This window comes from Vibrio sp. RC2502 (genome assembly GCF_054850435.1).
Genome location: NZ_CM141453.1, coordinates 450,145 through 467,837, shown reverse-complemented (window position 1 = coordinate 467,837; position 17,693 = coordinate 450,145). Strand labels below are relative to the sequence as shown.

13 protein-coding genes are annotated in these 17,693 nt (G+C 44.1%); 3 read left to right on the top strand and 10 right to left on the bottom strand.

What is annotated here, in order from left to right:
* Positions 1-10: 10 nt before the first annotated feature.
* Both ACYJZR_RS02220 and ACYJZR_RS02215 read left to right on the top strand, forming a co-directional pair.
* On the top strand, positions 11-481 hold the full coding sequence (locus tag ACYJZR_RS02220; RefSeq protein WP_406966370.1) for a hypothetical protein: 471 nt from the start codon (positions 11-13) through the stop codon (positions 479-481).
* A gap of 304 nt (positions 482-785) precedes the next feature.
* Positions 786-1,208 carry a hypothetical protein gene (locus ACYJZR_RS02215; protein WP_011105666.1) on the top strand — a complete coding sequence of 141 codons (423 nt, stop codon included), beginning with the start codon at positions 786-788 and terminating at the stop codon, positions 1,206-1,208.
* 556 nt (positions 1,209-1,764) lie between these two features.
* Here ACYJZR_RS02215 and carB read toward each other — a convergent pair.
* From carB to secA, 5 genes are all read right to left on the bottom strand, one after another.
* Positions 1,765-4,998: a carbamoyl-phosphate synthase large subunit gene (carB, locus tag ACYJZR_RS02210; protein WP_337218865.1), complete on the bottom strand. Its 3,234-nt coding sequence runs from the start codon at positions 4,996-4,998 to the stop codon at positions 1,765-1,767.
* Positions 4,999-5,014: 16 nt separating this feature from the next.
* Positions 5,015-6,154 (bottom strand): glutamine-hydrolyzing carbamoyl-phosphate synthase small subunit, encoded by a 1,140-nt coding sequence (carA, locus tag ACYJZR_RS02205; RefSeq protein WP_011105665.1) that lies wholly within the window; start codon positions 6,152-6,154, stop codon positions 5,015-5,017.
* A gap of 481 nt (positions 6,155-6,635) precedes the next feature.
* On the bottom strand, positions 6,636-7,445 hold the full coding sequence (gene dapB / locus ACYJZR_RS02200; protein ID WP_015296233.1) for a 4-hydroxy-tetrahydrodipicolinate reductase: 810 nt from the start codon (positions 7,443-7,445) through the stop codon (positions 6,636-6,638).
* 109 nt (positions 7,446-7,554) lie between these two features.
* Complete coding sequence (mutT, locus tag ACYJZR_RS02195) at positions 7,555-7,953, bottom strand: 8-oxo-dGTP diphosphatase MutT (protein ID WP_069548379.1); 399 nt, start codon at positions 7,951-7,953, stop codon at positions 7,555-7,557.
* A 75-nt stretch (positions 7,954-8,028) separates the two neighbouring features.
* A complete protein-coding gene (gene secA / locus ACYJZR_RS02190; RefSeq protein WP_005461206.1) occupies positions 8,029-10,755 on the bottom strand; it encodes a preprotein translocase subunit SecA in 2,727 nt (908 codons plus the stop codon).
* Between the two features lie 412 nt (positions 10,756-11,167).
* Between secA and ACYJZR_RS02185 the strand changes: the two genes are divergently transcribed.
* On the top strand, positions 11,168-11,623 hold the full coding sequence (locus ACYJZR_RS02185; RefSeq protein WP_005497100.1) for a DUF721 domain-containing protein: 456 nt from the start codon (positions 11,168-11,170) through the stop codon (positions 11,621-11,623).
* Positions 11,624-11,727: 104 nt separating this feature from the next.
* On the opposite strand, the gene lpxC is transcribed toward ACYJZR_RS02185, so the two are convergent.
* The 5 genes from lpxC to murC form a co-directional block, all read right to left on the bottom strand.
* Entirely contained in the window at positions 11,728-12,645 is a 918-nt protein-coding gene (gene lpxC / locus ACYJZR_RS02180) for a UDP-3-O-acyl-N-acetylglucosamine deacetylase (protein WP_005461213.1), read from the bottom strand.
* A gap of 101 nt (positions 12,646-12,746) precedes the next feature.
* A complete protein-coding gene (gene ftsZ / locus ACYJZR_RS02175) occupies positions 12,747-13,976 on the bottom strand; it encodes a cell division protein FtsZ (RefSeq protein ID WP_005497096.1) in 1,230 nt (409 codons plus the stop codon).
* Between the two features lie 30 nt (positions 13,977-14,006).
* Positions 14,007-15,269 carry a cell division protein FtsA gene (gene ftsA, locus ACYJZR_RS02170; RefSeq protein WP_005458184.1) on the bottom strand — a complete coding sequence of 421 codons (1,263 nt, stop codon included), beginning with the start codon at positions 15,267-15,269 and terminating at the stop codon, positions 14,007-14,009.
* A complete protein-coding gene (locus ACYJZR_RS02165; protein WP_005489880.1) occupies positions 15,262-16,044 on the bottom strand; it encodes a cell division protein FtsQ/DivIB in 783 nt (260 codons plus the stop codon). Before ACYJZR_RS02165 ends, ftsA begins: the two co-directional genes overlap by 8 nt.
* Positions 16,045-16,234: 190 nt before the next feature.
* Entirely contained in the window at positions 16,235-17,692 is a 1,458-nt protein-coding gene (gene murC, locus ACYJZR_RS02160) for a UDP-N-acetylmuramate--L-alanine ligase (RefSeq protein ID WP_005497094.1), read from the bottom strand.
* Position 17,693 lies beyond the last annotated feature (1 nt).

The following is a 17,693-nucleotide window of genomic DNA, read 5'->3' as shown; positions in this document are numbered from 1 at the left end:
GGAGAAAAACATGTATCCTGTAATACAACAAGACAAAACGAGCAACGCCAAAGAAATACATATATTATCAGTTAACACACTCGACTCTTTAATTAGCATTAACATCAAAAGGAAAGATATAGTATCAAAATGGACAATTCTAAAAGATAAATTTGATAATACTGCCAATTACTATGCAACAGCAGATGACCTTGTATTTTTATCGAGATTAGCTAATAACCTAACCGGCGCTGTAAACCCAGTCCATATAAATTATTATTCAGGCCAAGCACATTTTGTATTTACAGGAACTCCTGCACTAAAAATAAAACTAAGAGTGTTAGGTTCTCGTGCCCCAACGCCAATAATCGCAAACTTTGCTGTTGGTTCAAAACAGGCAATTCAATCGATAAAAAGTGGGACAATTATTACGGTAGTGTTAGTTAGTTCTTTCAGAGCACTAGAACATTTTTTTCAGAAAATAATAAAACCACACTATTAAGTCTGTTTGGAACAATAACTAGTGACATCATAAAACTGGGAATTTCATCCGCAATAGCAGCAATTGCTGTAAAAGGAATCTCTGGAGCGACTACTATTTTTGCTCTAACTTCTGGCCCATTATTTTTGGCTATAGGTGTAAGCTTGGTTGTCGGGAATATTTTAAACCACATTGATAATAAATATGAGATAACACAAAAATTCAAACTAGCACTAGAGAAAACATTGAATGAATCACTAAAAAAAGAAGAAATGAGAATCAACGATGTGATAGGTAGAAGTTACATAAAGAATGGGGTATTTTTATGAAACAAGAAGATGACTTGGATTTAACATCAACACTGTTGATATCATTGTTATTTCTTTTATTAGGCTTATCTTGCATTTACTTCTTTTACAACGATGTAATTAACTATGTAAAATATATATATAACAAAGATGAAGTTATAGTCATTTCTCAGGGCGCACTTTATGGACTATTTGGAAGCTGGATATTTATATCTTGTTTTATTTTTTTAATAACTGTATTTTTAAATAAAAGAAAGTTATCACACAAAAAAGAAGCACTTTTCGTAAGGGTTATAATTTCCTTTTCAATCATAACAATTGTAGCGCCAACTGCACTTATGTTTCTTACTAAAGAACACTTAATAAGACAAGGTTATTCTTTCTCGATTGACGAAGACAAGTCTTGGTTACAAGATAGAGTTTATATTTTTAAAAAGTAACTGGTATCAACATTTTAAACCGGAGTATTTGGTACATTAAAAAGTACTTTTCTTTTTGGAAGGTATAAAACTTAGTCACACATAAGAAAACTTAAAATAACGCAGAAAATCCATTAAAATAATTAACATATCAAGAGTATATTTTTACATTTAACACTGAGACCATACCTGAAAATAAAATAATAATTTAAAATAAATAAGCCCATTTCATTCAATAAATAGAATTCATTGCATATCTTTCTATTATGATTCGTAATCATAGTTATCATTTCCCCTCCGAAAATTCTTTAAAAAAGAGGGGCGCATTTCAGAGAAAATACACTGGATTACCACCAAATCAATCCCCTCTCACTTGTTGTATCAATTTTATTAAAAAATAGTGGTTCTATAACATATCATTTTCCATAACAAGTTTAGCGCTGTACAGAGTCTTAGATATCAAAAGCTCTTAGCACGCTTCAATTAAGTAGGCCTAAAATAAAAAAGCCCGCTCAAATGAGCGGGCAATGAGGTTGTCATATAAGCCCTATTTACCGGGCTTATTGATTTTTATCTATTACGCTTCCAGACTCGCTTTTACTTTAGCGTGTAGCTCCTGAACAGAAGTTACTGACGCTTTTGCATCAGCAGTGTGAGACATACACGTTGCAAACGCAGCGTTTAGCGTTGTTGTGTAGTTCACTTTTTCTGCTAGAGCACCGCGGCGTAGAACTTTCGAATCTTCAATAGCTTGACGACCTGCAGCCGTGTTCACAATGTAGGTGTATTCGTTGTTCTTGATGCGGTCAAGAATGTGTGGACGACCTTCATGTACTTTGTTTACCAGGCGAGGGTTAATACCCGCTTCACCAAGGATTACAGCAGTACCGTGAGTAGCATCCAATTGGTAACCCAATTTTACTAGCTTAGAAGCCAGGTCAACAACACGCTGCTTATCACCTTCACGAACAGAAAGTAGCGCACGGCCACCTTCAGGGTACACACTGCCACAGCCAAGCTCTGCTTTTGCGTAAGCTTCTGCAAACGTTGCACCAACACCCATCACTTCACCTGTTGAGCGCATTTCAGGACCTAATAGAGGGTCAACGCCAGGGAACTTATTGAAAGGTAGAACGACTTCTTTGACTGAGTAGTAAGGAGGAATAATCTCTTTAGTGAAACCTTGTGATTCCAGAGATTGACCCGCCATTACACGTGCCGCGATTTTCGCTAGTGGTGCGCCTGTCGCTTTCGATACGAATGGAACCGTACGTGCAGCACGCGGGTTTACTTCGATTAGGTAAACTTCGTTGTCTTTTACTGCGAACTGCGTGTTCATCAGACCACGAACACCAAGTTCGAACGCCAGCTTCTCAACTTGCTCACGCATCTTGTCTTGGATTTCTTGGCTTAGCGTGTAGGCAGGAAGCGAACATGCAGAGTCACCAGAGTGAACGCCCGCTTGCTCAATGTGCTCCATGATGCCGCCGATAACCACGCGCTCACCGTCACAGATAGCGTCGATATCCACTTCTGTTGCATCATCTAGGAATCGGTCTAGTAGAACTGGAGATTCATTCGATACGCTTACTGCTTCGTTGAAGTAGCGACGTAGATCTTGCTCGTCGTATACGATTTCCATCGCACGACCGCCTAGTACGTAAGATGGGCGGACAACCAATGGGAAACCGATCTCTTTCGACTTCTCTACCGCTTGCTCCATCGCCGTTACTGTTGCGTTTTGTGGTTGTAGAAGACCTAAACGCTCAACTGCAGCCTGGAAACGCTCACGGTCTTCTGCGCGGTCAATCGCATCTGGGCTTGTACCGATGATTGGCACGCCTGCAGCTTCTAGTGCGCGAGCCAGTTTAAGTGGCGTTTGACCACCGTATTGAACAATCACACCTTTTGGCTTTTCAACGCGGGCGATAGACAACACATCTTCAAGAGTTACTGGTTCGAAGTAAAGACGGTCAGATGTATCGTAGTCTGTCGATACTGTTTCTGGGTTACAGTTCACCATAATGGTTTCGTAGCCATCTTCACGAAGCGCTAGTGATGCATGTACACAACAGTAGTCGAATTCGATACCTTGACCGATACGGTTTGGACCACCGCCCAGTACCATGATCTTGTCTTTATCTGTTGGGTTTGCTTCACACTCTTCATCGTAAGATGAGTACATGTAAGCCGTATCAGAAGAGAACTCTGCCGCACACGTATCCACACGCTTGTAGACAGGGTGGATGTCAAACTGGTCACGTAGACGACGGATTTCGCTTTCAGCCACACCTAACAGTTTAGATAGGCGCGCATCAGAGAAACCTTTACGTTTCATCTGGCGTAGAACTTCTTCTGTTAGACCAGCAAAGCCACCGGCTTTCACTTGCTCTTCTAGTTTAACTAGCTCTTCAATTTGAACTAGGAACCAGCGATCAATGTTCGTCAGGTTAAACACGCCATCCACTGACATGCCCGCACGGAATGCATCTGCGATATACCAGATACGCTCTGCGCCAGCTTCTTTTAGTTCGTGACGAATCTTAGTTAATGCGTCAGGTGCATCTAGGTCAACCATCTCATCAAAGCCAGTCGCGCCAACCTCTAGGCCACGTAATGCTTTGTGAAGAGATTCTTGTTGGTTACGACCAATCGCCATTACCTCACCAACTGACTTCATCTGAGTCGTCAGGCGATCGTTAGCGCCAGCAAATTTCTCGAAGTTAAAACGAGGAATCTTGGTCACTACGTAGTCGATAGTAGGTTCGAATGATGCCGGAGTTGCACCACCTGTAATGTCGTTTTGCAGCTCGTCTAGAGTAAAGCCAACAGCCAGTTTCGCCGCAATCTTAGCGATTGGGAAACCTGTTGCTTTTGATGCCAGAGCAGAAGAGCGAGATACACGTGGGTTCATCTCGATGATAACCATACGGCCATCTTTCGGGTTGATACCAAACTGTACGTTTGAACCACCTGTCTCAACACCGATTTCACGCAGAACCGCTAGCGATGCATTACGCATTAGCTGGTATTCTTTGTCAGTCAGAGTTTGCGCTGGAGCAACCGTGATTGAGTCACCGGTGTGGATGCCCATTGGGTCGAAGTTTTCGATTGAACATACGATGATACAGTTGTCCGCTTTGTCGCGAACTACTTCCATTTCGTACTCTTTCCAACCGATTAGCGATTCATCGATAAGAAGTTCGTTAGTCGGAGAAAGATCCAGACCACGACGACAGATTTCTTCAAACTCTTCTTTGTTGTACGCGATACCGCCACCCGTACCACCCATGGTGAACGATGGACGGATGATACAAGGGAAGCCAACCATGTCTAAAACTTTGTAAGCTTCTTCCATCGTCTTCGCGGTATCAGCACGAGGACACTCAAGGCCGATAGACTTCATTGCTTTATCGAAGCGAGAACGGTCTTCTGCTTTATCAATCGCGTCAGCCGTTGCGCCAATCATCTCTACGCCGAATTCAGCAAGAACGCCGTGCTTCTCTAGATCTAGCGCACAGTTAAGCGCCGTCTGACCACCCATTGTTGGCAATACTGCATCTGGGCGTTCTTTCTCAATGATCTTGCGAACAACTTCCCATTGAATCGGCTCGATGTAAGTTGCATCTGCCATTTCAGGGTCTGTCATGATGGTTGCTGGGTTAGAGTTAACTAGAATAACTCGGTAGCCTTCTTCACGAAGAGCTTTACACGCTTGTGCGCCAGAGTAGTCAAACTCACATGCCTGACCGATAACAATCGGACCAGCACCAAGAATTAGAATACTTTGAATGTCAGTACGTTTTGGCATTATCTACTACTCCGAATTAAGCGCTGTGTTTTTTGATGAGTTCGATAAAGTGGTCAAATAGCGGTGCCGCGTCGTGTGGACCTGGGCTTGCTTCTGGGTGACCTTGGAAACTAAATGCTGGCTTGTCTGTGCGGTGAATACCTTGTAGAGAACCGTCAAATAGTGATACGTGAGTCGCACGTAAGTTTTCCGGTAATGTTGCTTCATCTGCCGCAAAGCCGTGGTTTTGCGAAGTGATCATCACAACGTTACGCTCTAAATCTTTTACTGGGTGGTTCGCACCGTGGTGACCAAACTTCATTTTCACCGTTTGCGCACCCGACGCAAGCGCCAGAATTTGGTGACCTAGACAGATACCAAAAATTGGTAGGCCTTTTTCTAGGAACACTTTGGTCGCTTCAATCGCGTAAGTACAAGGCTCTGGGTCACCAGGACCGTTCGATAGGAACACGCCATCTGGATTCAGAGCCAGAACTTCTTCAGCAGAAGTTTCTGCAGGAACAACCGTTAGGCGGCAGCCGCGGTCAACCAACATTCGTAAGATGTTGCGTTTTGCGCCGAAGTCGTAAGCAACAACGTGGTATGGCAACTCGCTGTCGTCTTTCGCTTCTGGAAGTCCACTCTCAAGCGTCCACGAACCTTGTTTCCATTGATACGCTTCTTTTGTTGTAACCTCTTTCGCAAGATCCATACCTTTCAAACCAGGAAATTCTTTTGCTTTCGCTAGCGCCAAAGCTTCGTCTAGATTGTTACCAGCTACGATACAACCGTTTTGAGCACCTTTTTCACGCAGGATACGAGTTAACTTACGCGTGTCGATGTCTGCGATGCCGACGATGTTTTGCGACTTAAGATAATCAGAAAGGGATTGTTCATTACGGAAGTTAGAAGCGATAAGAGGGAGATCGCGAATCACAAGGCCTTGTGCATGAATGGAAGAGGATTCTTCGTCTTCGGAATTGGTTCCGGTATTGCCAATGTGAGGGTAAGTAAGAGTAACGATTTGCTGAGAATAGGAAGGATCAGTGAGGATTTCTTGATACCCCGTCATCGAGGTATTGAAAACGACTTCACCGACGGAAACGCCATCTGCCCCAATGGACACTCCGCGGAACACTGTCCCATCTTCTAGGACTAACAGTGCTAATTTACTCAAGACAACCTCCAGAATAAAAATGCAAAAAAAATAAATCAAACTGCAACCATGCCTTCCTTTACCTATAAAATCTACATAAATAGGTATTTCAGACAAATTGGCGGTATTCTAAAGATGGACTGCAAACCTGTCAACACACAATGAAAAATAAATTATCTTTTTCTAAAGAGTAATAGCATTTACTAGCAATAAGCCCCAAAAACACAAGTTTCCACCACCTGCAAACTTTGAAGATGGTTCTTTTTTTAGATTTTACAAATTTGAACTTTTTATAGATCACAAATTTTTATGAGATTTTCACGCAAACGTTAATCACAACAAAACAACATCAACTTTTAAGCAGTTAAGACAAATAAAGCAACCAAGCCAGCAAAAATACACACAAACAAGTTCAAAACTGACGCTCTACAATACTCATTTTATTTACATAACTTTCTTCAAATACAAAAAAGCCGGCTTACGCCGGCGAATAATTATGTATTTAAAGCTCATTCAAACCAAGCACATCGGTCATGGTATAAAAGCCCGCCGGCTTGGAATGTAGCCACACAGCAGCCTTCACGGCACCATTAGCAAAAGTCATGCGGTCCGTCGCTTTGTGCGTTATTTCGACTCGCTCACCAATATCAGCAAACATTGCTGTGTGCTCGCCGACAATGTCACCTGCACGAATGGTTGCAAAACCGATTTCATCTTTAGTACGCTCACCAGTAATGCCTTCACGCGCATACACCGCAACATCACTTAACTTGTTGCCCATAGCGCCAGCAATCGCCTCACCCATACCAATCGCAGTACCTGACGGAGCATCAACTTTATGGCGGTGATGAGCTTCGACAATCTCGACATCGCAGTAATCACCCATTACTTTTGCAGCTTTCTCAAGCAACTTAAATACTAAGTTCACACCAACAGAGTAGTTAGGCGCCATCACAACAGGTACGTGCTTCGCAACTGCATCAATCAGTGCTCGCTCTTCTTCACTAAAGCCAGTGGTACCAATTACGATAGACTTCCCATGCTGTTTACATAACTCTAAGTTCGCTAACGTACTTACTGGAGCGGTAAAGTCGATAACAACATCAAAATTGTCGACCTCTTTCTCTAGGTCATCGGTCAGGAAAACATCGAACTTTCCTTCACCACAAAGTTCACCGATATCAACACCGACGAGCGAAGATTCTGGACGTTCTGAACCTGCCGTTACAGATGCATCTGGGTTTATGTGCGAGGCTTTGACTAGGTTGCGACCCATACGGCCAGCAGCTCCTGCGATTGCAATACGAACCATTGCGCTTTCTCTCCTTCTCTGGATAACGAGGCTTCTCGTTCTCTTTCGTTTCGCTGAATCTTTTTAAACTAACAACATACTGTGTTAACCACAAGCACGTTCATTGGGCTTAAGCAAACTCTTTTACGACACGTTGTAAGATAGGCACGTTCGCTTCAGGGAAGGTGTAATTCCCTAATTCACCAACTGCGACCCAGCGCCCTTCTTGACCTTCTCGACCATAAGGTTCGTTCTCGAACTGAGAGACGGTAATAAAATCAAATTTTAGTGACTTATCTGGGTAATCGTATTCAAGGTGTTCAAACGGTGCTTGTTCAATCACTCGAATCCCCACTTCCTCTTCAAGCTCACGAACCATCGCTTGTTCAACTGTTTCTCCTAGCTCGACTTTACCGCCCGGAAACTCCCAAAAACCACCTTTATGTTTATCATCAGGACGTTTAGTAATAAAGATTTGCGACTTATCTTGATTGAAAATGATCGCTGCAACAATGTGAATTCTTTTCATGGATATTTACCTAGGATCTATCGATACAAAAAGAGCCGCCTAAGCGACTCTTTCTTATTAAGTTATCAAGTTAGATTAATTGATCTGACCGTGACACTGCTTGTATTTCTTGCCACTACCACATGGACAAGGTTCGTTTCGACCTACTTTACGCTCATCACGAACAACAGGTTGATTTGAGCCCTCAGACTCTTCACCATCAGCCAACTGATTTTCCGCAGCTGCATGCTGAGCCTGCGCACGACGAGCAGCTTCTTCTGCTTGTGCACGACGTTGCTCTTCCATACGCTCAACTTCTTCTTGCTGTTGAACGCGGACACGAGACAGAACAGTAATAACGTCAGTCTTTAGCGCTTCAAGTAAACCTTCAAACAATTCAAACGATTCACGTTTGTACTCTTGTTTCGGGTTCTTTTGTGCGTAGCCACGTAGGTGGATACCTTGACGCAGATGATCCATCGCCGCCAGATGCTCTTTCCAAAGCGTATCGAGTGTTTGAAGCATCACTGATTTTTCGAAGTTACGAAGCACTTGTGCACCCACAACTTCTTCTTTCGCTTTGTATACTTCAACGGCTAGGCTGATAATCTTCTCGCGCAGCGCTTCTTCGTACAGTTTGTCGTCTTCCTCAAGCCATTGCTTGATTGGCGCGTCTAGATCGAAATCTGCTTTCAAACGTTCTTGAAGACCTTCCACATCCCACATGTCTTCTAGAGATTGTGGTGGAATGTATTCGTCGATGATCGCTGTGAGCACATCTTCACGGTTTTGTTCAATCATGTCGCTGATATCGTCAACGTTCATGAGCTCATCACGCAGTTCGTAAACCACTTTACGTTGATCGTTCGCCACGTCATCGTATTCAAGAAGCTGTTTACGGATGTCGAAGTTGCGACCTTCCACTTTGCGTTGTGCTTTTTCAATAGAACGAGACAACATCTTAGATTCGATTGCTTCGCCTTCTTCCATACCGCTTTGAATCAAGCTTGCCATACGATCTGAAGTGAAAATACGCAGTAGTGAGTCTTCCATCGATAGGTAGAAACGAGATGAACCCGCATCACCTTGACGACCAGAACGGCCACGTAACTGGTTATCGATACGACGAGATTCATGACGCTCAGTACCGATGATGTGCAGACCACCAGCATCTAAAACTTGATCGTGAACTTTTTTCCACTCAGCTTTGATTGCGTCGATTTGCTCTTTCGTTGGATCTTGTAGTGATTCAACTTTTGCTTGCCAGCTACCACCTAGCACGATATCTGTACCACGACCCGCCATGTTTGTTGCGATAGTTACCGCACCAGGCATACCTGCTTCAGCAACGATTTCCGCTTCTTTCTCATGGAACTTAGCGTTCAAAACGTTGTGTTTGATCTTCGCTTTCTTCAAGGCGTTGGAGAGTAGTTCTGATTTTTCAATCGATACTGTACCAACCAATGTTGGCTGACCTTTCGCAACGCGCTCTTTGATATCTTCAATGATTGCAGCAAACTTCTCAGCTTCGGTACGGTACACCACATCCGGCATATCGTTACGAATCATTGGTTTGTTGGTTGGAATAACAACAGTTTCCAAGCCATAAATAGATTGGAACTCAAACGCTTCAGTATCCGCTGTACCAGTCATACCAGACAGTTTCTCGTATAGACGGAAGTAATTCTGGAATGTGATAGAGGCTAGCGTTTGGTTTTCGTTTTGGATCTTAACGCCTTCTTTCGCTTCGACAGCTTGGTGAAGACCTTCTGACCAACGACGACCTGGCATTGTACGACCAGTGTGTTCATCAACGATCACAACTTCGCCGTCATCGTTAACGATGTAATCCACATTACGCTCAAACAGCACATGTGCTCGTAGAGCAGCATTTACATGGTGAAGCAAGCTGATGTTCGCTGGTGAGTACAATGTATCACCTTCTTCCATCAAACCATTTTTAACCAATAGCTCTTCTACGTATTCTTGACCCGTTTCAGTCAAGTGAACTTGTTTTGATTTTTCATCAACAGTGTAGTGACCATCGCCACGGTACTCTTCAGAATCTTCTTTATCTTGCTTCTGTAGATGTGGGATAAGCAGGTTGATTCGAGTGTAAAGTTCTGAACTGTCTTCTGCCGGACCAGAGATAATCAAAGGAGTACGAGCTTCATCGATAAGGATTGAGTCCACCTCATCGACCACAGCAAAGAAACGTTCGCGCTGAACACGGTCTTCATTGCGGAAAGCCATGTTGTCGCGCAAGTAATCGAAACCAAACTCGTTGTTTGTTCCGTATAGAATATCAGCTTGGTACGCTTCTTTTTTCGCTTGAGGAGGCATGTTCGGTACGTTAACACCAACCGTCATACCTAGGAATTCAAATAGCGGACGGTTTGTCTCCGCATCACGTTTAGCGAGGTAGTCGTTGACCGTAACAACGTGTACGCCTTTACCAGGAAGTGCATTTAGGTAAGCAGGAAGAGTTGCCGTTAGAGTTTTACCTTCACCCGTGCGCATCTCTGCGATTTGGCCTGCATTTAGAACCATACCGCCGATGAGCTGCACGTCGAAGTGACGCATACCGTATACACGTTTAGACGCTTCACGAACAGTAGCAAAAGCTTCTGGAAGTAGCTTATCAAGAGTTTCGCCTTGCTCTAGGCGCTCACGGAACTCAACAGTTTTCGCTTTAAGCTCTTCATCTGAAAGTGCTTCAAATGTTGGTTCGTAGTTATTGATCTCTTTTACAATTTTTCTAAGGCGGCGCAGTGTTCGGTCGTTGCGACTGCCAATTACTTTTGTCAGTAGCTTAGTTATCATTTTTCGTGAATCTCTCTTTAATCAGACCGTTCCCGATCTACTCGTAATGCCTTCAGTCTCTGCCAGTTTGGAACTAAGAATACTGAGATAAATCATTTATCAAAGATATTGAGTTCAAACATTCATATTTCAAGGCTAAGTTTCGAAACAATGTGGCTTAGTGTAAGGATTTTTCATCGATACAACCATAAATAGACGTATTTGTTTGAAGCACTCTGAAATTTTTAGTTAAAGTGGTGATGGATTAGCCAATATTATTAGCAGCTACACGACGAAACTTGGCAAAAACAGGACTTTACCACGTTCAATCCATCTCCATTGTAAAACTGAGGCTAAAGACGTTAATGTAAACTATACCTAGTGAGAAAGCTGCTCTAGAATAGTCATATCTCAACAAAATTAGATTTTACCTATGCGTGATCATCGACCAACCTCGACAGAGGATGTAATTGCTGAGTCTCAATTTAAGCAAATTCAAGAACATGCCGGAGAAATCTTGCAGCTTAACCAAGCTCTACAAACAATTTTACCAAAAGGGACGGCAGATCATTGCCGAGTTGCAAATATTCGCAATGGCCATCTTCTGATAGACGTATCTAGCGCGGCCATCAAAATGAAGATCGACTACGATCGTCTAATGATCTTAAACAAACTGCGCACACAAGGTTATGCAAAATTGATAAGTGTCGACGTTCGGATCAACCCTTCACTTTATCGTAATCGATACGAGAAAGACGATAGGCCCAAACGCCCGCCGCTCACTGAGTCAGCAGCTCAATCACTGATGACCATCGCTGATATGGCCCCACCAAAAATCCAAGAGCGACTAAAAAGGCTCGCAGATATGGCAGAAAAATCTGGCCAATAACCATCAACCATCAACCATCAACCATCAACCATCATCAAGTGATGGTAAAATTTAGATAGAAAAAAACCAGGTCGAAACCTGGTTTTTAATATTCTTTGACTAACTTATGCTAGCACCATGTTTGGCTCTGCAAAAGCGACTGGAGAACCGACTTCTTCTTCGAAAGTTGTCCATTCCCACGCTTCTTGATCCGCCAATACTGCGCGTAGAAGTTGGTTGTTTAAACCGTGACCTGATTTATAAGCACGGAATTCACCAATAATTGGATGACCACACATGTAAAGGTCGCCAATTGCATCTAACACCTTGTGAGTAACAAACTCATTCTCAAAGCGCAGACCTTCTTCGTTCAGAATTCGGTAATCGTCCAATACGATAGCATTGTCGAAACTACCACCCAAAACTAGGTTTTGAGATTGTAGGTACTCGATATCACGCATAAAGCCAAACGTACGTGCACGAGAAATTTCGCGAACGAAACCTTGAGATGAGAAATCAAACAGCAGGCGCTGCTCGTCTGATTCAATCGCAGGGTGGTTAAAGTCAATTTCGAAGTCCATACGGAAGCCGTTAAATGGGACAAATTCTGCCCACTTATCGCCATCTTCAAAACGAACTGGCTTTTTAATGCGGATAAAACGCTTAGGAACGTTTTGCATTTCGATACCCGCTTGCTGAAGCAGGTAAACGAACGGGCTTGCGCTACCATCCATAATTGGGATTTCAGGTGCGTCAACTTCAACAATAATGTTGTCGATGCCCATACCTGCAAGTGCAGCGTTCAAGTGTTCAACCGTTGAAATACGCACACCTTCGTCGTTCACTAATGCAGTACAAAGCATAGTGTCACGAACAGAAGCTGGATCAGCTGGAAAATCTACAGGTGGATTTACATCTGTACGACGGTAAATAATACCTGTGTTTGCAGCAGCCGGGCGCAGAGTAAGCGTGACTTTACGACCAGAATGGAGACCCACACCAGTAGTTTTCACTATTTCTTTCAGAGTACGTTGTCTGATCATCTGCTTGCCTCTCTAAAATATGCTACAAAACACGGCCGTCTGTAACGTCGACCGTGAATGCTACCATAATTTTGAGCCATGTCAAATTTATGGGTTAAAGATTAATCAGCCTGACGACGTAAAAATGCCGGGATATCTAAGTAACCGCTTTCTTTCTCTTGCTTTGGTGCTGCTGAGCTTTGGCCCGCGGCAGGAGAAGAAGAAACTGTGTTTGTCGGCTGAGGAGTTACCTGTGGCTTCTCTTGCACTTGATTTTGCAAAGTTTGTGCCGGCTTTTCTTCAGCTTGCGTTGCCGCGACTTGTTGTGGCTGAGCTTGAGGAGCCGAAGCTACTTTCGCTTTACCACCAGCGACTAGCGTGATATCTGGCTTTCTTTCATTGCCAATACCTGTCGCAACTACTGTCACACGGATTTCATCAGTCATATCTGGGTCTAGAGAAGTACCGATAACCACGGTTGCATTGTCAGATGCAAATGCCTTCACTGTGTTACCAACTGTCTCAAACTCATCAAGACGCATGTCCAGACCAGCAGTGATGTTAACAAGAACACCGCGAGCACCAGCAAGATCGATATCTTCTAGAAGTGGGCTAGAAATTGCCATCTCAGCCGCTTCTTCAGCTCGGTCTTCACCTTTCGCAATACCACTACCCATCATCGCGTGACCCATTTCAGACATCACTGTACGTACGTCTGCAAAGTCGACGTTGATCATACCAGGGCGAGTGATTAGCTCGGCGATACCTTGAACTGCATTCTTAAGAACGTCATTCGCACTCGCAAATGCTTCAAGCAACGTTACGCCACGACCAAGAACTTTAAGTAGCTTCTCGTTTGGAATCGTAATTAACGAGTCAACGTGCTTAGATAACTCATCGATGCCTTGCTCAGCAAACGCTAAACGCTTTTTGCCTTCAAAGCTGAACGGTTTTGTTACAACCGCTACAGTCAGAATACCTAGCTCTTTCGCCACTTCAGCAATAACAGGTGCTGCACCAGTACCTGTACCACCGCCCATACCAGCTGCGATAAACACCATATCGGCACCTGTTAGGGAATCTTTAATTCTGTCTCTGTCTTCGAGAGCTGCCTCACGGCCAACTTGTGGATTCGCACCTGCACCCAGACCTTTAGTGATATCACCACCAATCTGAATGACATTGCCAACGCTTGTCTTACGAAGTGCTTGCGCATCAGTGTTGACGCTGATGAATTCCACACCTTCGATGGATTCACGCACCATGTGTTCAACGGCGTTACCACCGCCGCCACCAACTCCAACGACCTTGATTACTGCATCGTCAGACATTTCCATCATCGGTTCAAACATGTGTTGTCTCCGTTTATCCTGCAACTCAGGTTAAAACTCTTTTTGTATCCAATTACGCAATTTATCGAAAAAGCCAGTAACAGATGAGCGTTTAGGTTCATTGTAATCGCTATCGTCGCTAGACTGCATGTCTCTTGCGTAATGAAGTAATCCAACTGCCGTAGAATGGTACGGCTCTTTTACATAGTCAGTTAGTCCGCTGACTTCGAGCGGTTTGCCGACCCTTACTTGATTGCGGAATACGCGCTCCGCACATTCTACTACTCCGTCAATTTGCGCCGCACCGCCGGTTAGAACTACACCCGCAGCAAGATGGTGCTTAATGCCCTCTTCACGCAGTTTCGCTTGTACAGAGTCGATAGTTTGGTTAACTAATCCCATAAGCTCAGAGTATCGTGGCTCAATCACTTCAGATAGAGTCTGACGCTGCAGACTACGTGAAGGACGTCCTCCTACGCTTGGGACATTAACCGTGTCATCCTTACTGACCAGTTCACTCAAAGCACAGCCATATTTGACTTTTATTTCTTCAGCATCGCTCACTGGCGTACCAAAAGCAAAAGCAATATCGCTCGTTACAGCATTTCCTGCGTACGAAAATACTTCTGTGTGACGTAACGCACCACCAGTCCAGATAGCCACATCCATCGTGCCGGCGCCAATATCTACCACACAAACTCCGAGCTCTCTTTCATCCTCGGTGATTACCGCATTACTTGCAGCAAGCCCTGAAAACACAAGTTGCTCTACTTTAAGGCCGCAGCGCTCTACTGCCTTAATAATATTGCGCGCCATGTCATTATGACACGAGATAAGATGGACACTGACTTCCATTCTTACCCCTGATAAACCAAGAGGGTTTTTGATCCCTTCTTGATAGTCGATGGTGAACTCTTGAGGAATCACGTGAAGGATTCGCTGTTCATCACCGATTTTAATTGATTTCGCGGTATGGATCGCTCTGTCCATATCTTCTTGAGAAACTTCCTCGTCTGATATGGTGCCCATGCCTTTTTCAATTCGGCTTGCGATATGCTTACCAGACAACGAGATGAAGACTCGGCTGATTTGGCACTCGGCCATTAGCTCAGCTTGATCAATTGCACGTTGTACTGATTTTACAACCGACTCCAAGTCATTCACGCCACCTTTATCCATGCCGCGCGAAGGGCTACTACCCGCACCAATAATATTAATTTGGCCATCAGGTAGAATCTCACCCACTAGAGCTGATACGGTTGCAGTGCCTATATCAAGACCAACAATAATGTTGTCATCTGCGGCCTTAGTCATCTGTACTCTCTTCTAACTCTTCTTCAGGAAACCAACCGACTGCGGCTCCTGTATCGTACCTGAGATCGATATAACTGATTCGTTGCGTGTCACTGCCAAGCTTGTTATAGAGCGAAAAAAAGCGCTCTATACGCTCAAGAAGAGACTCTTTACCAAGCTCTAATCGAATACCGTTATCTAGGATGATTTGCCAAGCTCGTCGCTCGTTTAACACCAGAGACGATATCGCTAAACCCAATTGTTGAAACTTAGGACTCAGTTCGCGGTAAGTTTGTAACACTTCCGGGCCAGTGTCTTTGGGTCCATACAACTTAACTTTCTCGTCCTTTAACAAAGCAACATCACCATCGAAAACCAAACCGTTTTTATCTAACAGTTCGTTGCCATTCCAAATGGCTTCGGGTTGATGCTCTGTTAAGAAAACTTTTACTGTATCGGGCCACTGCTTGCGAATCGCTGCATGAGCAACCCACGGCAATGCTTCAACACTTTGCTGTAATACATCAATATCCTGAGACATGAATGTACCGATGTGATCTATTCGACTAAATGCAGCCTGAACATCGTCAGCTTTGACGTACTCCAATTTACCTTGAAGCACTATTTTGGAGAGAGGTAACCTTTGGTCATCCCACATCCAACTGATCGCCGAGTACAAAACAGAACTAATTAAGGTCACAACCACAACGAAAAATAGCGCACCCAAGATTTTATCTTGGCGACCACGGTTATTGTCCGTGTTTAGTCGCTCTTCATTAAGTGCAATATTCAACAACGTCTTCGTTTCCTGACTTTTGTCGTGTACTTTTCACCGCATAATATCGTATCGGCAAAAGTATTGACTTTAACCTTGGGATTATACTGAGCTCTTGTAAACTATCAAACACTGATAACAATAAATCACAACGATCTTGACGCAAAATCGAGATCTGAGTCTTATCTGTCCTTTGCGTCATCACTCTGACTTATCCAAGCATCTTGTTTATATTTAACTCAAGATTAGCCAGCTGTTTGGCAACTTTACCAACATCACCAGCACCTTGCGTTAAAATTAGGTCGCCGTCTTGTATAACGTTAGCCAAAACTGATGGTAATTGCTCGATTTCTGGAACAAAAATCGGATCTACTTTACCTCGGCTGCGAATCGTACGGCACAAAGAGCGTCCATCCGCGCCAGCAATTGGTTTTTCACCCGCGGCATACACGTCAAGCATGATCAATACATCAACCTGCTCAAGCACGTTTGCAAAATCATCGTAAAGGTCACGAGTGCGACTGTAACGATGTGGTTGGAAAATCATAACCAATCGCTTATCTTGCCAACCACTGCGTGCTGCATTAATGGTTACGTCAACTTCCGTTGGGTGATGACCGTAATCATCGACTAACATCGCATGACCGTTACCTGTATCAAACTCACCAAGGTGATCAAAACGACGGCCAGTACCTTGAGTGCCCGCCATCGCTTTTAGAATCGCGTCATCTTCAATGTCGTCTTCCGTTGCGACCGCTATTGCTGCTGATGCGTTCAACGCATTGTGACGGCCTGGAATGTTTAGCGTGATATCGAGGTTAGCTCGACCTTTACGTACTACTGTAAATTTACCTTGCTGACCTTCTTGATGATAATTTTCGATACGTACGTCCGCATCGTCAGAAAAGCCGTAGGTGATCACTTGACGGCTAATACGCGGAATCAACTCACGAATCACTGGATCATCGATACAGACAATGGCTTGGCCATAAAACGGCAGGTTGTGAAGAAAATCAATGAAGGTTTGTTTCAACGTTTCGAAGTCACCACCGTAGGTATCCATGTGGTCAGCTTCGATGTTGGTAACGATGCTCACCATAGGTTGCAGGTGCAAGAAAGAGGCGTCGCTCTCATCCGCTTCTGCAATCAGAATACGGCTAGAGCCCAAGCGCGCATTGGTGCCCGCGCTCTTTACTAGACCGCCGTTTACAAACGTTGGATCAAGGCCTGCTTCGGAATAGATTTGTGTGACTAGTGCTGTGGTGGTGGTTTTACCATGTGTACCCGCAACAGCGATACCATGACGGAATCGCATCAGTTCAGCCAGCATTTCTGCTCGGCGAACAATAGGAATACGCAATTCACGAGCCGCCATGACTTCAGGGTTTTCCTCGTTAATCGCGGTGGAAACGACTACCACACTAGCCTTTTCGACATTACTTGCTTGGTGACCAATAAATACGGTTGCCCCTTTCGACACTAAGCGCTCGGTTACTGGGTTTTCAGACAAGTCTGAACCCGTGATTTCATAACCTTCGTTTAGAAGAACTTCAGCAATGCCGCTCATGCCCGCACCACCGATACCGATGAAGTGGATGCATTTCACGCGACGCATTTCTGGTACCATCGCGCGAATCTGAGCTAAGTCTTGTGTATGTTGGATAGTCATT